We start from the raw sequence: 15,634 nt of genomic DNA on the forward strand, positions 1-15,634 counted from the left end.
TAATGCTTTGCTGGAGGCATGGACAGTGCCGGCGCCCCCGCCCTTCACGAGAATGAGCCACACCAGAACGACGTCGCGCAGCGCCTCAACTGGCTGCGCGCCGGGGTGCTGGGCGCCAATGACGGCATCGTCTCGGTCGCCGCAATCGTAGTGGGCGTCGCCGGTGTCACCACACAATCCGGCCCGATCCTTGTCGCCGGCACTGCCGGCCTGGTGGGTGGTGCAGTTTCCATGGCCTTGGGCGAATACGTGTCCGTCAGCAGCCAGAAGGACAGCCAGCAGGCCCTGATCGAAAAGGAACGCCTGGAGCTGCAGGACCAGCCGGAGGAAGAGCTGGAGGAACTCACTGCGATCTACCAGGGCAAGGGACTGAGCCTGGGCACAGCAAGGAAAGTAGCGCGGGAGCTGACAGCCCACGACGCGCTGGGCGCGCACCTGTCCGCCGAACTGAACATCGACGAGACAGACATCGTCAGTCCGTGGCACGCCGCCATTGCCTCCGCCGTCGCATTCCTCATCGGCGCCATCCTTCCTATGCTCGCTATCCTCTTGCCTCCGGAGAACATCAGGGTTCCCCTGACCTTCGTGGCCGTACTCGTTGCACTCGCGGCCACCGGAGCGTTGGGCGCCTGGATCGGCGGCAGCTCGAAAGTGCGGGCCGCCGCCAGGGTAGTGGCCGGCGGGGCTTTGGCCTTGGCTGCCACGTTCTCCATCGGCAACCTGCTCGGCGCAAGCGGCGTCCTATGAGCGTCCGGATTGGCGTGCCGATCCCGCCGGCCCTCACCATGCGGTACAGCCACAGCAGTGCGGGACGGGCCTGGCTTTCCTCCCTCCCGGGACTCGTGCAGGGCCGGCTGGAACATTGGGAACTGGCTGTTGACCTGGCAGCCGGCGCCCTCCCATGGCATGGCCACGGCGGCGTGGTGGTCCCTGTCCGCCGGACGGACGGGACTCCGGCGGCGCTCAAGATCCCCTTTCCCCACGATGAGGCGCGGATGGAACGCCATGCGCTGGCCCTGTGGGGAGGCTCCGGCGCCGTCCAGCTGTTGGGATCCGACGCCGGAACGTGCGCCATGCTCCTTGAGCGGCTGGATGCGGACTCCTCACTCCAGACCCTTCCGCTGGACGATGCGGCGGCTGCCTGGGGCAGCACCATGCGGCAGTTGGGCCTGGTGCCGGACGGACGGCCGCAGTGGCAGGAATTCGACCACATCGCCGGGCGGGCCGAACAATGGAGCGATGACCTGCCCGCCGACTGGGAACAGCAGGGCCGCCCGTTCCCGCGCTGGCTCCTGGAGGCGGCGCTGGAGGTCTGCCAGACCCGCGGTGCCGTGGGCCGCCGCTCGGGCCGCGATGTCCTGGTCCATACGGACCTGCATTTCCTGAACATCCTGGCCCGGCCTCTGGCCAACAGCGGAGCACAGACCGGGCAGGCTTTCGTAGCCATCGACCCGCAGCCCATGATCGGCGAACCGGAATTCGCGGTGGCACCGCTGCTGTGGAACCGTCTCGGCGACCTGCCCAGGAGCGATCCGGCGGGAGGGTTGAGGCGGCGCTGCCAGGACTTCAGCGCCGCGGCCGGACTCGATGCCGAGGCTTCCCGCCAGTGGGCCGTTGCGCGCGAAGTCGAGAACGCCCTCTGCTACGCGGCCATGCCGCGCCACCAAGGCGATCTGACCCGGTCCCTCTGGGTGGCCAGTACCCTTGCGGGGCGTACCCTCGACGGCCTCCCCTCGGCGCACGCCCTGCCTGAGCCGGGCCACGGCGACATCTGAGCGACGGGCGCCTCCCCGATGGAACGGTGGCCTCCAGTTGATCAGCCGGCAGCCCGCACAGCCGCCAAAGCGGAACTGACTGCCTCGACGGCAGTGCCGACGTCGTCCGCGTCAGTGCTCCAGTTGCTGACCGAGACGCGCAGGACATCCCTGCCCTGCCAGCGTGAACCGGACATCCAGACCTTGCCGTCCTCGATCACCCGGGCTGTCACTGCGCGCGTGGTGGCGTCGTCCCCGAAGGCCAGCGAAACCTGGGTGTAATCCACCGTGTTGAGCACCTCGACTCCGTCCACGTCGGCCAGGCGGCTGCCGATCTTCGAAGCGGCGTCGGCCAGCCCGCGGACCTGGGCTGCCACACCGTCCCGCCCCAGGGAGCGGAGGGCGGCCCACACCGGCACCCCGCGGCCGCGGCGGGACAGCTCCGGCGCTTTCTCGAAGGGGTCGCCTGGTCCTTCGACGTCGTGGATCAGGTAGCTGGTGTGCTGCAGCCCCATGGCGCTGCGTAGCGCTGCTGAATCCCTGACGATGGCAATACCGCAGTCGTACGGGACGTTGAGCGTCTTGTGGGCGTCGGTCCCCCACGAATCGGCCAGGGACATGCCGCGGGTGAGGTCCGCGAATTCAGGCACGGCGGCGGCCCACAGCCCGAACGCTCCGTCCACGTGGACCCAGGCACCGTGCCGCCGGGCAACCTCGATGGCGGCATCGAAGGGGTCGAAGGCTCCGGAGTGGAGGTTGCCGGCCTGGAGGCAAACCAGCGCGGGCCCGGACCCTTCCGACAGCAGCCGGTCCAGGTCTGCGGCGACCAGCCTGCCTTGGGCATCTGCGCGGACCGCGGTGGGCCGGCCGAGCCCAAGGTACCGCATGCCCAGGTCAATCGTCTCGTGGCGCTCCTGGCCCACAAAGCACCTGATCCGCGGGGCGCCTGCCAGGCCATCGACGTCGAGGTCCCAGCCGGCAGCGGCCAGCAACCGCCACCGCGCAGCGGCCAGCCCGGTGAAGTTGGCCATGGTGGCACCCGTGGTGAAGCCGACATCCGATTCCGCCGGGAGGCCCAGGAGGTCCAGCAGCCAATGGCCGGCCCCCTCTTCGATGGCGGCTATGGCAGGTGTGGCGTAGCGCAGGCCGGAGTTCTGGTCCCAGGCGCTGACCAGCCAGTCCGCGGCCAGGGCAGCAGGCAGCGTCCCGCCGATCACCCAGCCAAAAAAACGCCCCGAGGGCATGGCCATCAGCCCCGGCTCGGCTTTGTCCGCCAGGTACTCAACCACAGCTGCGGCAGGCATGCCTTGCCCGGGAAGTGGGCCGCCGAAGTCGGCCGCGAGATCGTGGGCGCTTTGGGCAGGACCGACGTGCCTGTCCGGCAGGCTCGCCAGCCACTCGGCGGCGCGGCGTGCCGCAGCTGACAATGCTTCCGAATAGGGCTCCCCGCCTGCGGACATACCTGCATGGTACGCCCGGCCGGCCGGGGACTGCGAGGGCTTTGGCTACCCTGTCAGGCGAAGTTTTCCAGCCAGACATCGATGCCGAGTTTGATGATCAGGGTGCCCACCACCAGCAGGAATACAACACGGATGAAGCGGCTGCCCTGCTTCACCGCGGTCCGCGCGCCCAGGTAGCCGCCGGCCATGTTGGCCAGGCCCAGCACCAGGCCAACACCCCACAGGATTGACCCGTGGGGCAGGAAGAAGAACAGGGCGCCTGCGTTGGTGGCCATGTTCACGATCTTGGCTTTGGCGCTGGCCTCCAGGAAGGCATAGCCCATCGCCGAAACGAGCGCGATGATGAGGAAGGAACCGGTGCCCGGACCGATCAGGCCGTCATAGAAGCCGATAACGGCCCCGATCAGGCATGCCACCACGTAGTGCGCGCGGCCATCGTGCCGCAGCACGGTGATGTCGCCGACGTTGGGCTTCAGCGCCGTAAAAAGCGCGACGACGACCAGCGCCACCACGATGATCGGTTTGAAGACACTCGCAGGCAGGGTGGCGGCCAGAACTGCCCCGGCGAAGCTGCCGGCAAGGGCGATCAGCGCCATGGGCACGGCTGTCCGAAGGTCCGTTTTCACCCGCCCGTAGTACGTCACCGCACTCGTGGTGGTGCCGAAAATAGACCCCATCTTGTTGGTGGCCAGGGCCTGGACCGGCGTGATTCCCGGTACCAGCAGCATGGCTGGCAGCTGGAGCAGGCCCCCGCCGCCCACCACCGCATCCACCCAGCCGGCAGCAAATCCAGCCACGACAATCAGGATGATTGTGGTGAGCTGGATTGACTCGAAACCGGAAATCAACTCCGCAGGTCAGCTGCGGACGGCGGTGACCACATAGTCAACGGCCTTGTCCACGGCTACGTTCTCGGCTTCGCCGCTGCGGCGGTCCTTGACTTCCACAACGCCGTCCACCAGGCCGCGGCCGACAGCCAGGATAGTGGGGACGCCGACGAGTTCCGCATCGCCGAACTTTACGCCCGGGGAGACCTTGGGCCGGTCGTCATAGATGACGTCCAGGCCGGCGGCCTCGAGTTCCAGGGCCAGCTGCTCGGCGGCGGCAAAGATCTCCTCACCGCGGCCGACGGCCACCACGTGGACATCTGCCGGGGCGACGGCGCGGGGCCAGATCAGGCCTTTTTCATCGTGGTTGGACTCGGCGAGGGCGGCGACGGCGCGGGTGACACCGACGCCATAGGAACCCATGGTCACCACGACCTGCTTGCCGTTCTGGTCCAGGACCTTCAGGTCCAGGGCCGCGGCATACTTGCGGCCCAGCTGGAATATGTGGCCCATTTCGATGCCGCGGGCGGTTTCGAGCGGACCGGAGCCGTCCGGAGCCTCGTCACCCGCGCGCACGTCGGTGCACTCGATGACGCCGTCCCAGCCGAAGTCGCGTCCGGCGACAAGGCCGAAGACGTGCTTGCCGGCAACGTTGGCGCCGGTGACCCAGGCGGAGCCGCTGACGACGCGGGGGTCCACGAGGTAGAGCATCTTTGCGGCGCCCTCGGTGCCCAGCAGCGGCGCGTCCAGGGACATGCCGGGGCCGAGATAGCCCTTCACGATCAGGGGCTGCTTCTTGAGGTCGTCGTCGTTGGCGGCTTCGAGCGTGATCTCGCCGGCAATCGGCAAGAAGGACCCGATGTTCGCTTCGACGCGTTTGAGGTCAACGCCTCGGTCGCCGGGGAGGCCGATGACTACGAGCTGGCGCTCCCCGGTGGGCAGCGTGACGGCGAGGACGACGTTCTTGAGCGTGTCAGCGGCGGTCCAGGCGCCGCCGTCGGCCTCCGTCCGCGGAGCGAGGACGTTGGCGGCCTCGACGAGCGTGTCGATCGTGGGGGTGTCCGGGGTGTCCCGGACCTCGGCGGCGGGGGCGCCGGTGAAGTCGATGTCTGCGGGAACCACAGTGGTGACGGCTTCAACGTTGGCCGCGTAACCTCCGGCGGAGCGCACAAACGTGTCCTCACCGATCTCGGTGGGGTGCAGGAATTCCTCGCTCTTTGACCCGCCCATGGCACCGGCGGTGGCCGCAACAGGAACAACCTCCAGGCCCAGTCGCTCGAAAATCCTGAGGTAGGCGACGCGGTGTGCGGCGTAACTGGCGTCCAGGCCGGCGTCGTCCACGTCGAAGGAGTACGAGTCCTTCATGATGAATTCGCGGCCGCGGATCAAGCCCGCCCGGGGGCGTGCTTCGTCGCGGTATTTGTTCTGGATCTGGTAAATGCTCAGCGGCAGGTCCTTGTAGGACGAGTACAGGTCCTTGACCAGCAGGGCGAACATTTCCTCATGCGTGGGTGCCAGCAGGTAATCGTTGCCCTTACGGTCCTTGAGCCTGAAGATGCCCTCGCCGTATTCCTTCCAGCGGTTGGTGGCCTCGTAGGGTTCCTTGGGCAGCAGCGCCGGGAAGTGGACTTCCTGGGCACCGATGGCTGCCATTTCCTCGCGGATGACCTTCTCCACTTTGCGCAGCACGCTGAGCCCCAGGGGCAGCCAGGTGTAGATACCCGGCGCGGCCCGGCGGATGTAGCCTGCCCGGATCAGGAGCCGGTGGCTGGCCACCTCGGCATCGGCGGGATCTTCACGCAAGGTGCGCAGGAAAAGCTGGGACATTCTTGTGACCAAGGGTGGGCATCCGTTTCTGGGACTAGCTGCTGGAAATGCAGGACAGGGCAATTCTTCTGGGTACTAATCTACCGGCAATCCACGCCCCGCCCGGCGGCGGAACCTGAGCCGGCCAGAGCCAGGGGCCAGCGACAGTCGCGGAGCCGGATGCGGGGCTTTGCTGAGGGCTGGACGGGGCGGAACGCAACAGAGCCACGCCCTGCGTGCAAAGCCCCTGGCCGTAAACGGCTGGTCATTACATGCGGACGTGGCTCCATGGCCGTTGACGCCTAGGTACTGGTGAGGACTGGTGAGACCGCCCACCCACTCCAGCGCAGCTAGATCGAACCTATGTGATAGCCGACACATACACAAGGGTTTTTTCCATTCGAAGTTGTTGACGGCCACCTTAGGCAGGTCTAGGTTGAATTCATCATCTGGTGAATTCAGCGCGGACTCCCAGTATCTCGGAGGGCACACATGTCCCATTCAGCAGCAACGGCCCCGGCCAGCCCCGGGGCTGAGGTGGCCATCGCCGCCAGCTCCCTGCACGTCACCAAGGGAAAGGTTCCCGTCCTGCGCGGCCTGGACTTTTCCATCCACGCGGGCCAGATAACCGGGCTGTTGGGCCCGTCCGGCAGCGGCAAGACCACCCTCATGCGCGCCATCATGGGCGTCCAACTACTCACCTCCGGCTCGGTCCAAGTACTGGGACTGCCCGCCGGGCACCCTGACCTGCGGCACCGGGTGGGCTACGTTACGCAGTCCCCCAGCGTGTATCCGGACCTCACCGTCGAAGCCAACGTCCGCTACTTCGGCGCCACGCACCGCAGGGGCCGCGCCGAAGCCGCGGAGGCGATCGCCGCCGTCGGGCTTGAACCGCAGGCCAGGCAGAAAACCGGCGACCTCTCCGGCGGCCAGCTGAGCCGGGTGTCACTGGCCTGCGCCCTGGTGGCCCGTCCCAGCCTGCTCGTCCTGGATGAGCCCACCGTCGGCCTTGACCCGGTGCTCCGTGCGGACCTGTGGGACCGGTTCCGGACCATGGCCGAGTCCGGGACCACGCTCCTGATTTCCAGCCATGTGATGGAGGAAGCCAGCCATTGCGGATCGCTGCTCCTGCTCCGGGAAGGGAAGCTCCTGGCGCAGCTGACGCCGGCGGAATTGAGTCAACGCGGGCACAGCGCCGATCTGGAGAAGGCTTTTCTGCATATCATCCAGGACACCGCCGAAGGCCGGTCCACCGAAGGGACGGTACGGTCATGAACCTGTTGATGCTGTTGGCCACCACCCGGCGCGTCCTGGACCAACTCCGGCACGACCACCGAAGCATCGCGCTGATCCTGGTGGTTCCTGCGCTGCTGCTCACCGCCGTGTACTTTCTCTATGAAAATGAAACACTGCCGCCAGGCGTGCCCAGGACTTTTGACCGCGTAGGCCTGATGATGCTGGCGATCTTCCCGTTTGTGGTGATGTTCCTGGTCACGTCCATTACGATGCTGCGCGAACGCACCTCCGGGACCCTGGAACGGCTGCTGACCACTCCCATCCACAAGGCAGACCTGCTGTTCGGCTACGGGCTCGCATTTTCCATCATGGCCGCGCTGCAGTCGCTGGTGGCTACCGCCGTGGCCTACTGGATATTCGGGCTCGACATCCAAGGCAGCCCGGGTCTGGTGGTCATGATTGCCGTGATCAATGCGGTTCTTGGCGTCGCCCTGGGGCTGCTCTGTTCGGCCTTCGCCCGCACAGAATTTCAGGCCGTGCAGTTTATGCCGGTGGTGGTGGTGCCGCAGATCCTGCTCTGTGGCCTCTTTGTGGCCCGCGAGAGGATGAACGAGGCCCTGGAGGCTGTGTCGAATGTCCTGCCCCTGACCTTTTCGGTGGATGCGCTCCAGGAGATCGCCACCAACGCCGAGGCCACAGACCAGCTGTGGACGGACGCCGGCATCATGGTGGCGATTGTCCTGGCGGTACTGGTCCTCGCGTCGTTGACCCTACGGCGGCGGACTGCGTGAACGGACAGCATGATCCCGCAGGCGCCGCGGAGCCCGCAGGCAGCGCGGCTGGTCCGGGCCGGCGGGGCAGACGCGGCGGGGCAAGCGAGTCGAGGGACCAGATCCTGGACACCGCCCGGAGACTGTTCGCCGAACACGGTTTCGAGGGGACCAGCCTGCGCCAGATCGCCCGGGAAACCGGAGTGGACCCCGCCATGGTGCACCACTTCTTCAAGGGCAAGGACGAGCTCTTTGCGCTGAGCGTGGCACTGCCGGCCGACCCGGAGAAAGTCCTGGCGGGCGTCAACGGTTACTCGCCGGAAGACCGGGCCGAGGCGATTGTGCGGGCGGTGCTGCGCTTGTGGGAGAGCCCTGCCCAGCACAGCCTGGTGGCCTTCCTCCGGGGAACCATCGGTTCGAAGGCGAAGACCCTGCTGCTGCGGGAACTGGTACAGCGCACCATCCTCAGCCGGATCATGGCGGGAGTCCCCGGACCGCCCGCAGAAGTCGACATGCGCGGAAATCTCGTGGCCACGCAGATGATGGGCGTGATGCTGGTCCGGTATGTCATTCGGCTGGAACCGCTCGCGTCCGCTTCCTCCGACGACGTTGTCCGGCTCGTGGCACCAAACGTCCAGCACTACCTGACGGGTGACCTGAAAGCTGAGGGGTGACCTAAGGCGGCGTCCTGGAGGCTAGAACAGCACCGTGGCGAAGGTCCCAACCTGGCGGAAGCCCACGCGCTCGTACGTGGACCGTGCCCGCAGGTTGAAGCCGTTGACGTAAAGGCTGGTGACGGGGGCAAGCGTTCGCGCCTTCTCCACTACGGCAGCCATGTAGCCTGCGCTCAGGCCCTGTCCGCGGTAACCGGGGTTCATCCATACACCCTGTATCTGCGTGACGTCAGCTGTCACAGCTCCCAACTCGGCCTTGAACACAACATCGCCGGATTCGTTGACGTGCGCCAATGAGTGGCCTTGCCGGATGAGGCCTTCCACCCGACGGCTATAGAACTCTTTGCCCCCGAGGAACGGCGAATAGCCCACTTCCTCTTCGAACATGGCGGCGCAGGCGGGAAGGATCCGGTCAAAATCGGCCAGCCGGCCAAGGTCCAGGTCCGCGTTCGGCTCCACAGACGGCGGCCCGCACAGCGTCATCAGCGGCTGTTCATCCCGCACCTCGTGGGCCGCATGCCCCAGTTCGGCAAGCTCAGCATGAAGTGCAAGGACGGCATCTGCGGGGCCAAAAGCGGAGGCGAAGCGGCGGCCGGAGGTGCTTGCTGCCGCAGCGATAAGCCCGGCGAATTCCGGGTCAAGCTGGACCGGGACCAGGTTGGCGCCTGCCCAGCACGCGCCCGCCAGGATGCCGTCGTCGAAAACTCCCAAGACGGCAGCACCACCAGTGGTGGGCGCAGCCGAACCAGCCGCCCGAAGGTGCGCCAGGATAAATACATTGGCCACCGGGTCCTGCGACGCGAGGCGCCGCAGGACAGGGGTGTCCGCACCGGCGAGGGTCCTGACGGATATCCCCGCCAGCGCGGCGTCCTCCTTATGAGACGCTAACCACGGGGCTACCCTTGACAGCATCTTCGCCATCGGCCTCCCCCATCTCTTCAGCTATGCGCATGGCCTCTTCGATCAGTGTCTCAACAATCTCGCTCTCAGGCACAGTCTTGATGACTTGGCCCTTCACAAAGATTTGGCCCTTGCCATTGCCCGACGCCACACCCAGATCGGCTTCGCGGGCTTCGCCCGGCCCGTTCACAACACAGCCCATCACTGCCACGCGGAGCGGAATTTCCATGCCTTCGAGCCCGGCAGTGACCTGCTCGGCCAGGGTATAAACGTCCACCTGGGCGCGGCCGCATGACGGGCAGGAGACGATTTCCAGTTTGCGCGGGCGCAGGTTCAGTGACTGGAGGATCTGGTTGCCCACCTTGATTTCCTCGACGGGCGGCGCCGAGAGGGAAACCCGGATGGTGTCGCCGATGCCCTTGGCCAGGAGCGCCCCGAAGGCCGTAGCGGACTTGATGGTTCCCTGGAAGGCTGGCCCGGCTTCGGTCACGCCCAGGTGCAGGGGCCAGTCGCCCTGCTCGGCAAGCATCTCGTAGGCAGCAACCATGATGACGGGGTCGTTGTGCTTGACCGAGATCTTGAAGTCGTTGAAACCGTGCTCTTCGAACAGCGAGGCTTCCCAGACGGCCGATTCCACGAGGGCCTCGGGCGTGGCCTTGCCATATTTCTTCAGGATTCCAGGCTCCAGGGATCCGGCGTTGATGCCGATCCGGATGGAGGTCCCGTGGTCCTTCGCGGCGCGGGCGATTTCCTTGACCTGGTCATCGAACTTGCGGATATTGCCCGGGTTCACGCGCACTGCCGCGCAGCCGGCCTCAATTGCCGCGAAGACGTATTTGGGCTGGAAGTGGATGTCCGCAATGACGGGGATCTGGGACTTGCGCGCGATGATGGGCAGTGCCTCCGCATCATCGGCCGACGGGCAGGCGACCCGTACGATGTCGCAGCCGGAAGCGGTGAGTTCCGCGATCTGCTGCAGGGTGGCGTTGATGTCCGTAGTGGGCGTGGTGGTCATGGACTGCACGCTGATGGGCGAGTCCGAACCGACCCCGACGGAACCCACTTTGATCTGCCGCGTCTTGCGGCGGGGGGCGAGGACGGGCGGCGGTGCTGACGGCATTCCCAGGCTGACCGAGGTCACGTGGACTCCTTGAATAGGTGTTTCAGTAGTGAAATAGGTCCGGGAATCAGGATGTGTGTGCGGCCAGGAGGCCGATCACGGGAGTCCACTCGGTGGTCCGGATCCCGGCAATGGCGCCGGCGACGGCGAATGGGTCCTGTTTGACGAGTTCGTTCAGCTCGGTTTCGTCCTGGACCTTGAAGATCAGCAGGGCGCCGGCCCCGTCACCGTAAGGTCCGCTGGTCAGCAGTTGGCCCTCATCCGCCAGACCCGCCAGCCAGGCGCGGTGTGCGGGGCGGTGGTCATCACGGACGGCGGAGGAATCGGCGGCGTACACATACTCAACGGCAAAAACAGTCATAAGGACACCCTATCCCCAGGGGTGGGCTGGCGCCGATCCGGGCACCAGGAAGACTCACTGCAGGAACACCACTTTGATCACTGCCGCCGTTCCCGCGGCCCACAGCATGGATGTGAGCGTTCCGATGATGAACCGTTCCGCAGCCACGGGCGTCTCCTTCAGTTCGGCGAACCTGCCCAGGCCCTTGATGGCCACAATGTAGGCGATGGCCACCGGCTGTCCGGTCAGGATGGCCACACAGACGCCCAGGCGTTCCAGGACTCCGATGATTGCCCCGCCGCGCAGGATCCGCTGGGCCGGCAGCGTTTGCGCCTGCTGGGGAACGTCCGACGGCGGCTGGCCGCCACGCGCCATCAGCTCGCCGTCGACGGTTTGCCCCGTTGCCGGCCTCGGGGCTTCCGAAACGGTGTCCACGGTGACATCGGCCGAAGGATCCTGGGCTGATGCATCCGGGGCCGGTTTACTGGCCGCGTCCGCTTTGTCGTCAATGGTCCTGGCGAGCCGGAACACCAGTGCGGTCACCGGCCATCCGGCAAATCCGGCCACCAGCAGGGCAACTGCGATCCATAGTGCGTTCACCGGTCGCCTTCAATCTGGGAATGCGCGTACTCGAGGAGCATGGCCGCGGCGGGCCTGGCGGCCCATTCTTCCTGCCAGCCGGATCTGAGCACAGCACGGCTCACCGACTGCTCCGTGATTCCCAGTTCCTGGGCCACGTGTTTCTGGCTGCCGTGCTTCCCATCGCCGCCCTGGAGTGCGCGCAGCCGGTCCACCACCCGCCACTGGGCTGGTGTGCGCTGCTGCACCAGCCGTCCGATCAGGCGAAGCACCGCCTGGGCATTTGCACTGGTCATGGCTCCTTCCTTGGCGCGGGGAGGCATCTCCCGTCCACGGCCGATACTGCCGGACACCACCGACAATGGCACCTGACCAGCCGCACCCTTGGCGAGTTCCACGGCCTTTCGCGCTGCCACAAAGCCGCTCCCGGAACCTTCCCGTGGGCTGCCACCCGGGGTGAGCTGCACGGCACCGATGCCGATCCCGACGTACCAGTGCCCGCTCCGGAGTGCGTACATGGCGATCTCCACCACGTCCTCGGCATGTTCCACCACGCCTTGGAGTTCATCACCCACCGAGCGCTCAAAGGGCGCCGGCGCAAGGCTGCGCAGCGCGGTGATCAGATCGGGAACACGGTCGACGTCGGCGGTGCTGCCGCGCTGGTCGATGGTCAATACGTACATGGCTTAACCGTACCCAGATGATCACGCATAATCAATCAAAAATAGCTGATTATTAAACATCATCCAATGCAGGCTGATTTAACAGATTCACCCGATTCGGTCAGGTACTGCCTGCAGGAGTCAGCCGAAGAGACTCACCGGCTTGACGATGTCGGCATAGATCAGGAGCGCGCTCATGCCCATCAGCAACACAGCCACCACGTAGGTCACGGGCAACAGTCTGGCAATGTCGAAGGCGCCCGGATCCGGTTTGCCGAACAGGTTTGCCACCCGCCGCCGCGCCCCTTCGTACAGCGCTCCGGCAACATGGCCGCCATCGAGCGGAAGCAGGGGGATCAGGTTGAAGACCGCGAGAGCAAAGTTCAGTCCGGCGAGCAGCCCTACCAGGGCGCCAATCCTGGACTGGAGCGGCACTTCTTCCATGGCCGCCACTTCACCGGCCACGCGCCCGACGCCAACCACGCTGATGGGGCCGTTGGGGTCCCGCTCTTCCTCACTGAAGGCCGCCTTCGCAACGCCCACCACCCGGGCGGGCAGATTGAAGATAACGCCAGCCACTTGCTTGATGTTTTCGCCCGCCATGGGCAGGACGGACGACGCCGGCTGGGGAACCAGTTCGGTCTGCGCGCCGATGCCCAGGAACCCGACGTCCTGGTACAGGAGGGTGCCGGCGTCGTCCTTTGCCTGGCGTCCATCCACGCCGACGACGGGGCGGGCGGAGAGCACCGGCGTCACTGTGGTGGTGACAGGCGCGCCGTCGCGCTCCACGGTGATGCTGACTTCCCTGCCCGCGGAAGCCCGGATCCATTCGGTCAGCTCGTCCCAGCCGGTGACAGCTTTCCCGTCAAAGGAGGTGACCACGTCGTTGGGCAGGAGCCCGGCAGCGGCAGCGGGGGTCAGCTGGCAGTCCGGGGAATCGGGGTCAACCGTTTGGCCGGCGGCCACCTGGCATTTGGAGACGTCGGCGATGGTGGTGGTGGCCGTGGCCATGCCGAAGCCCATCAGCAGGACGGCGGTCAGGACCACGCCGATCAGCAGGTTCATGGCCGGACCGCCCAGCATCACGATGATTTTCTTCCACACCGGCAGCCGGTAGAACACGCGGTTTGCGTCCTCCGGACCCACTTCCTCGTGTGCCATGGACCGGGCCTCCGTGGCCAGGGTCTGGAACATGCCGGTGCTCGAGGGGCGGACGGTTCCGTCCTCCTTGTTGGGTGGATACATGCCGATCATGGACACGTAGCCACCCAGCGGGATCGCCTTCACGCCGTATTCGGTTTCGCCCTTCCGTTTGGACCACAGGGTGGGGCCGAAGCCGATCATGTACTTGGTGACGCGCACTTTGAACAGCTTGGCGGGCACCAGGTGCCCCACTTCGTGCAGCGCGATGGACACGGCAATGCCGATCGCCACAAAGACGACGCCGAGGATAAAAAGGAGGACGGGGCTCATGCGTGGATCTGCTGCTTCCTAGAGACTGCTGACTGCTAAACGTTCGTGGGCGCGCGTACGTGCCCAGTTTTCAGCATCCAGTACCGACTCCAGCGTCAGCCCGGAGGATCCTGAATGTTCGCTGAGGACAGCATCGATGGTGTCCACGATTTCGGTGAAGCGGATGCGCCCCGCGTGGAACGCCATGACCGCTTCCTCGTTTGCCGCATTGAAGACGGCAGGAAAGGTACTCCCCTGCTTGGCGGCGTCCTTGGCCAGGTCCACCGCCGGGAAGGCTACGGTGTCCAGCGGTTCGAACGTCCAGCTGGTGGCTTTGGTCCAGTCACATGGGGAGGCCGCTTTGGGGACTCTGTCCGGCCAGCCCATCCCTAAGGCAATGGGGAGGCGCATGTCCGGCGGGGAGGCCTGGGCGATGACGGACCCGTCGATGAACTGGACCATGGAGTGGACCACCGACTGCGGGTGGACCACAACGTCGATCCGGTCCAGCGGCACGTCGAACAGCAAATGGGCTTCGATGAGCTCGAGGCCCTTGTTGACCAGCGTGGCCGAGTTGGTGGTGACCATCAGGCCCATGTCCCAGGTGGGGTGGGCCAGGGCCTCTTCCGGCGCTACGTCGTGGAGCTGCTCGCGCGTCCGGCCGCGGAACGGCCCGCCCGATGCCGTCAGGATAAGCTTCTCAACTTCGGCCGCGGAGCCTGAGCGCAGGCATTGCGCTATCGCTGAGTGCTCGGAATCCACCGGCACGATCTGTCCCTCGCGGGCGGCGGCCTTGACGAGCGCTCCGCCGACGATCAGCGATTCCTTGTTGGCCAGCGCCAGTGTTGCACCTGACTTCAGGGCGGCGAGAGTCGGGGCAAGCCCGATGGACCCGGTGATGCCGTTGAGCACCACGTCCGCCGCTACTGCGGCGATGCGGGCCGAGGCGTCCGGGCCGGCGATGATTTCGGGTCGGTAGTCCTGCCGCCCGGCGAGGCGGGCAGCCTCGGAGATCAGGTCCCGCAGCTGCCGCGGATCCCCCGCGGCGATGCCCACAGCGGCGGCACCAGTGTGGACGGCCTGTCGGGCCAGGAGCTCCAGGTTTCCGCCGCCGGCGCTGAGCGCCACCACCTCAAAAAGGTGCGGAGCGCCGTCGACGACGTCAATCGCCTGGGTGCCGATGGAACCGGTGGATCCGAGGAGGACGATTCTGCGAGGCTGCATTGGTTAAGTATCCCGCACCCGGCCCGCGGTCCGGTCAGGCTGCAGGTCAGGCCGCCGCCAGCTCGATGAAACCCTTCGCCAGCGTGGACACGGCTCCGATGTAGGCGATGGCCACAACGATCCTGCGGACAGCGGCAGGTTTGACCTTGCCGGACAGCAGATCGCCCGCGATGATTCCCGCCACCATGGCGGCCAGGATGCTGAGCCACTGCCAAGCATCCAGGCCGGGAACATGTCCACCCGACAGTACGTACTTGATCGCCAGGGAAGACAGTCCGGTGGTCACGAAATAGGGCTGGAGGGTGGCGCCGAAACTCTTCTGCTCCCACCGGGTGGCAATGGCGTACGCGGTGATGGCCGGTCCGCCGACACCCGCCGCCGCGTTCATCAGTCCGCTGGTGAAGCCGAGGGAGACCATGGGAACGGGGCCACTGGCATGCCAAGAGCTGCGCGTCAGCCGCTGCGAGGCCAGCAGGGCGATGATGAGGAGGACGCCGATGCAGATCTCCAGCGGCGCTTCGGCCACATTGCTGGCCAGCCAGGCACCCGGCAGTACCCCTGCGAGGGCGGCGAGCGCCAGTCCGGAGTAGCGCTTCCACTCCACATGCCGCCAGACCCTGGAGAGGATCAGCAGGGATGAGGCTGCGCCGCAGAGGTTAATGATCATGACGCCGTCGAAGGGACCGAGCAGCACCACCAGGACGGGAGAGACGAGGAGGCCGAATCCGAGGCCGGCCAGCCGCTGGGCCAGTGCCCCCGCAACGACGGCAATGAGCACCAATGCAAACACCATCCGATCCTAGTGGGCGGACGGCGACTCCGGGCGTAAC

The 15,634-nt window shown here is 66.1% G+C and carries 16 protein-coding genes; 5 read left to right on the forward strand and 11 right to left on the reverse strand.

Annotated elements, in window-relative coordinates; translation table 11 throughout:
* The first annotated feature begins 18 nt into the window (after positions 1-18).
* Both DAD99_RS01910 and DAD99_RS01915 read left to right on the forward strand, forming a co-directional pair.
* Positions 19-747 (forward strand): VIT family protein, encoded by a 729-nt coding sequence (locus tag DAD99_RS01910; protein ID WP_193340113.1) that lies wholly within the window; start codon positions 19-21, stop codon positions 745-747.
* Positions 744-1,775 carry an aminoglycoside phosphotransferase family protein gene (locus DAD99_RS01915; protein WP_193340114.1) on the forward strand — a complete coding sequence of 344 codons (1,032 nt, stop codon included), beginning with the start codon at positions 744-746 and terminating at the stop codon, positions 1,773-1,775. The genes DAD99_RS01910 and DAD99_RS01915 overlap by 4 nt, the downstream gene beginning before the upstream one ends.
* A gap of 41 nt (positions 1,776-1,816) precedes the next feature.
* Here DAD99_RS01915 and DAD99_RS01920 read toward each other — a convergent pair whose 3' ends face one another.
* The 3 genes from DAD99_RS01920 to DAD99_RS01930 are packed head-to-tail and all read right to left on the reverse strand — an operon-like array spanning position 1,817 to position 5,880.
* On the reverse strand, positions 1,817-3,214 hold the full coding sequence (locus DAD99_RS01920; protein WP_193340115.1) for a pyridoxal-dependent decarboxylase: 1,398 nt from the start codon (positions 3,212-3,214) through the stop codon (positions 1,817-1,819).
* A gap of 53 nt (positions 3,215-3,267) precedes the next feature.
* Positions 3,268-4,062, reverse strand: coding sequence for a TSUP family transporter (locus DAD99_RS01925; RefSeq protein WP_193340116.1), 795 nt, complete (start codon positions 4,060-4,062; stop codon positions 3,268-3,270).
* A 9-nt stretch (positions 4,063-4,071) separates the two neighbouring features.
* Entirely contained in the window at positions 4,072-5,880 is a 1,809-nt protein-coding gene (locus DAD99_RS01930; protein ID WP_193340117.1) for a proline--tRNA ligase, read from the reverse strand.
* 459 nt (positions 5,881-6,339) lie between these two features.
* Between DAD99_RS01930 and DAD99_RS01935 the strand changes: the two genes are divergently transcribed.
* The 3 genes from DAD99_RS01935 to DAD99_RS01945 are packed head-to-tail and all read left to right on the forward strand — an operon-like array spanning position 6,340 to position 8,527.
* Entirely contained in the window at positions 6,340-7,122 is a 783-nt protein-coding gene (locus DAD99_RS01935; protein WP_193340118.1) for an ABC transporter ATP-binding protein, read from the forward strand.
* Between the two features lie 8 nt (positions 7,123-7,130).
* Positions 7,131-7,874 (forward strand): ABC transporter permease, encoded by a 744-nt coding sequence (locus tag DAD99_RS01940; protein ID WP_227007539.1) that lies wholly within the window; start codon positions 7,131-7,133, stop codon positions 7,872-7,874.
* Positions 7,871-8,527, forward strand: a complete 657-nt coding sequence (locus DAD99_RS01945; RefSeq protein WP_193340120.1) for a TetR family transcriptional regulator — start codon at positions 7,871-7,873, stop codon at positions 8,525-8,527. Before DAD99_RS01940 ends, DAD99_RS01945 begins: the two co-directional genes overlap by 4 nt.
* A gap of 21 nt (positions 8,528-8,548) precedes the next feature.
* Here the strand turns inward: DAD99_RS01945 and DAD99_RS01950 are convergent, their stop codons facing one another.
* From DAD99_RS01950 to DAD99_RS01985, 8 genes are all read right to left on the reverse strand, one after another.
* The gene (locus DAD99_RS01950; protein WP_193340154.1) at positions 8,549-9,439 is read right to left on the reverse strand and encodes a GNAT family N-acetyltransferase; all 891 of its coding nucleotides are present in this window, start codon (positions 9,437-9,439) and stop codon (positions 8,549-8,551) included.
* Positions 9,402-10,568 carry a flavodoxin-dependent (E)-4-hydroxy-3-methylbut-2-enyl-diphosphate synthase gene (ispG, locus tag DAD99_RS01955; RefSeq protein WP_104063099.1) on the reverse strand — a complete coding sequence of 389 codons (1,167 nt, stop codon included), beginning with the start codon at positions 10,566-10,568 and terminating at the stop codon, positions 9,402-9,404. The genes DAD99_RS01950 and ispG overlap by 38 nt, the downstream gene beginning before the upstream one ends.
* Before the next feature lie 46 nt (positions 10,569-10,614).
* Positions 10,615-10,908 carry a YciI family protein gene (locus DAD99_RS01960; RefSeq protein WP_193340121.1) on the reverse strand — a complete coding sequence of 98 codons (294 nt, stop codon included), beginning with the start codon at positions 10,906-10,908 and terminating at the stop codon, positions 10,615-10,617.
* Positions 10,909-10,962: 54 nt separating this feature from the next.
* Positions 10,963-11,487 (reverse strand): hypothetical protein, encoded by a 525-nt coding sequence (locus DAD99_RS01965; RefSeq protein WP_185263091.1) that lies wholly within the window; start codon positions 11,485-11,487, stop codon positions 10,963-10,965.
* Positions 11,484-12,149: a MarR family transcriptional regulator gene (locus DAD99_RS01970; protein ID WP_193340122.1), complete on the reverse strand. Its 666-nt coding sequence runs from the start codon at positions 12,147-12,149 to the stop codon at positions 11,484-11,486. The genes DAD99_RS01965 and DAD99_RS01970 overlap by 4 nt, the downstream gene beginning before the upstream one ends.
* A gap of 120 nt (positions 12,150-12,269) precedes the next feature.
* Positions 12,270-13,601 carry an RIP metalloprotease gene (locus tag DAD99_RS01975; RefSeq protein ID WP_193340123.1) on the reverse strand — a complete coding sequence of 444 codons (1,332 nt, stop codon included), beginning with the start codon at positions 13,599-13,601 and terminating at the stop codon, positions 12,270-12,272.
* Positions 13,602-13,619: 18 nt separating this feature from the next.
* Complete coding sequence (gene dxr, locus DAD99_RS01980; RefSeq protein WP_193340124.1) at positions 13,620-14,804, reverse strand: 1-deoxy-D-xylulose-5-phosphate reductoisomerase; 1,185 nt, start codon at positions 14,802-14,804, stop codon at positions 13,620-13,622.
* Between the two features lie 46 nt (positions 14,805-14,850).
* Complete coding sequence (locus DAD99_RS01985) at positions 14,851-15,597, reverse strand: sulfite exporter TauE/SafE family protein (RefSeq protein ID WP_227007510.1); 747 nt, start codon at positions 15,595-15,597, stop codon at positions 14,851-14,853.
* Positions 15,598-15,634: the final 37 nt, after the last annotated feature.

Source organism: Pseudarthrobacter sp. AB1, assembly GCF_014926485.1.
In the GTDB taxonomy this organism is placed as follows: domain Bacteria; phylum Actinomycetota; class Actinomycetes; order Actinomycetales; family Micrococcaceae; genus Arthrobacter.

What these genes read in the sequence shown, in the direction of transcription:
- DAD99_RS01910 (WP_193340113.1), top strand. Translation starts at nt 19, where the DNA reads ATGGACAGTGCCGGCGCCCCCGCCCTTCACGAGAATGAGCCACACCAG.
- DAD99_RS01915 (WP_193340114.1), top strand. Translation starts at nt 744, where the DNA reads ATGAGCGTCCGGATTGGCGTGCCGATCCCGCCGGCCCTCACCATGCGG.
- DAD99_RS01920 (WP_193340115.1), bottom strand. Translation starts at nt 3,214, where the DNA reads ATGTCCGCAGGCGGGGAGCCCTATTCGGAAGCATTGTCAGCTGCGGCA.
- DAD99_RS01935 (WP_193340118.1), top strand. Translation starts at nt 6,340, where the DNA reads ATGTCCCATTCAGCAGCAACGGCCCCGGCCAGCCCCGGGGCTGAGGTG.
- DAD99_RS01940 (WP_227007539.1), top strand. Translation starts at nt 7,131, where the DNA reads ATGCTGTTGGCCACCACCCGGCGCGTCCTGGACCAACTCCGGCACGAC.
- DAD99_RS01950 (WP_193340154.1), bottom strand. Translation starts at nt 9,439, where the DNA reads ATGCTGTCAAGGGTAGCCCCGTGGTTAGCGTCTCATAAGGAGGACGCC.
- DAD99_RS01960 (WP_193340121.1), bottom strand. Translation starts at nt 10,908, where the DNA reads ATGACTGTTTTTGCCGTTGAGTATGTGTACGCCGCCGATTCCTCCGCC.
- DAD99_RS01970 (WP_193340122.1), bottom strand. Translation starts at nt 12,149, where the DNA reads ATGTACGTATTGACCATCGACCAGCGCGGCAGCACCGCCGACGTCGAC.
- DAD99_RS01975 (WP_193340123.1), bottom strand. Translation starts at nt 13,601, where the DNA reads ATGAGCCCCGTCCTCCTTTTTATCCTCGGCGTCGTCTTTGTGGCGATC.
- dxr (WP_193340124.1), bottom strand. Translation starts at nt 14,804, where the DNA reads ATGCAGCCTCGCAGAATCGTCCTCCTCGGATCCACCGGTTCCATCGGC.
- DAD99_RS01985 (WP_227007510.1), bottom strand. Translation starts at nt 15,597, where the DNA reads ATGGTGTTTGCATTGGTGCTCATTGCCGTCGTTGCGGGGGCACTGGCC.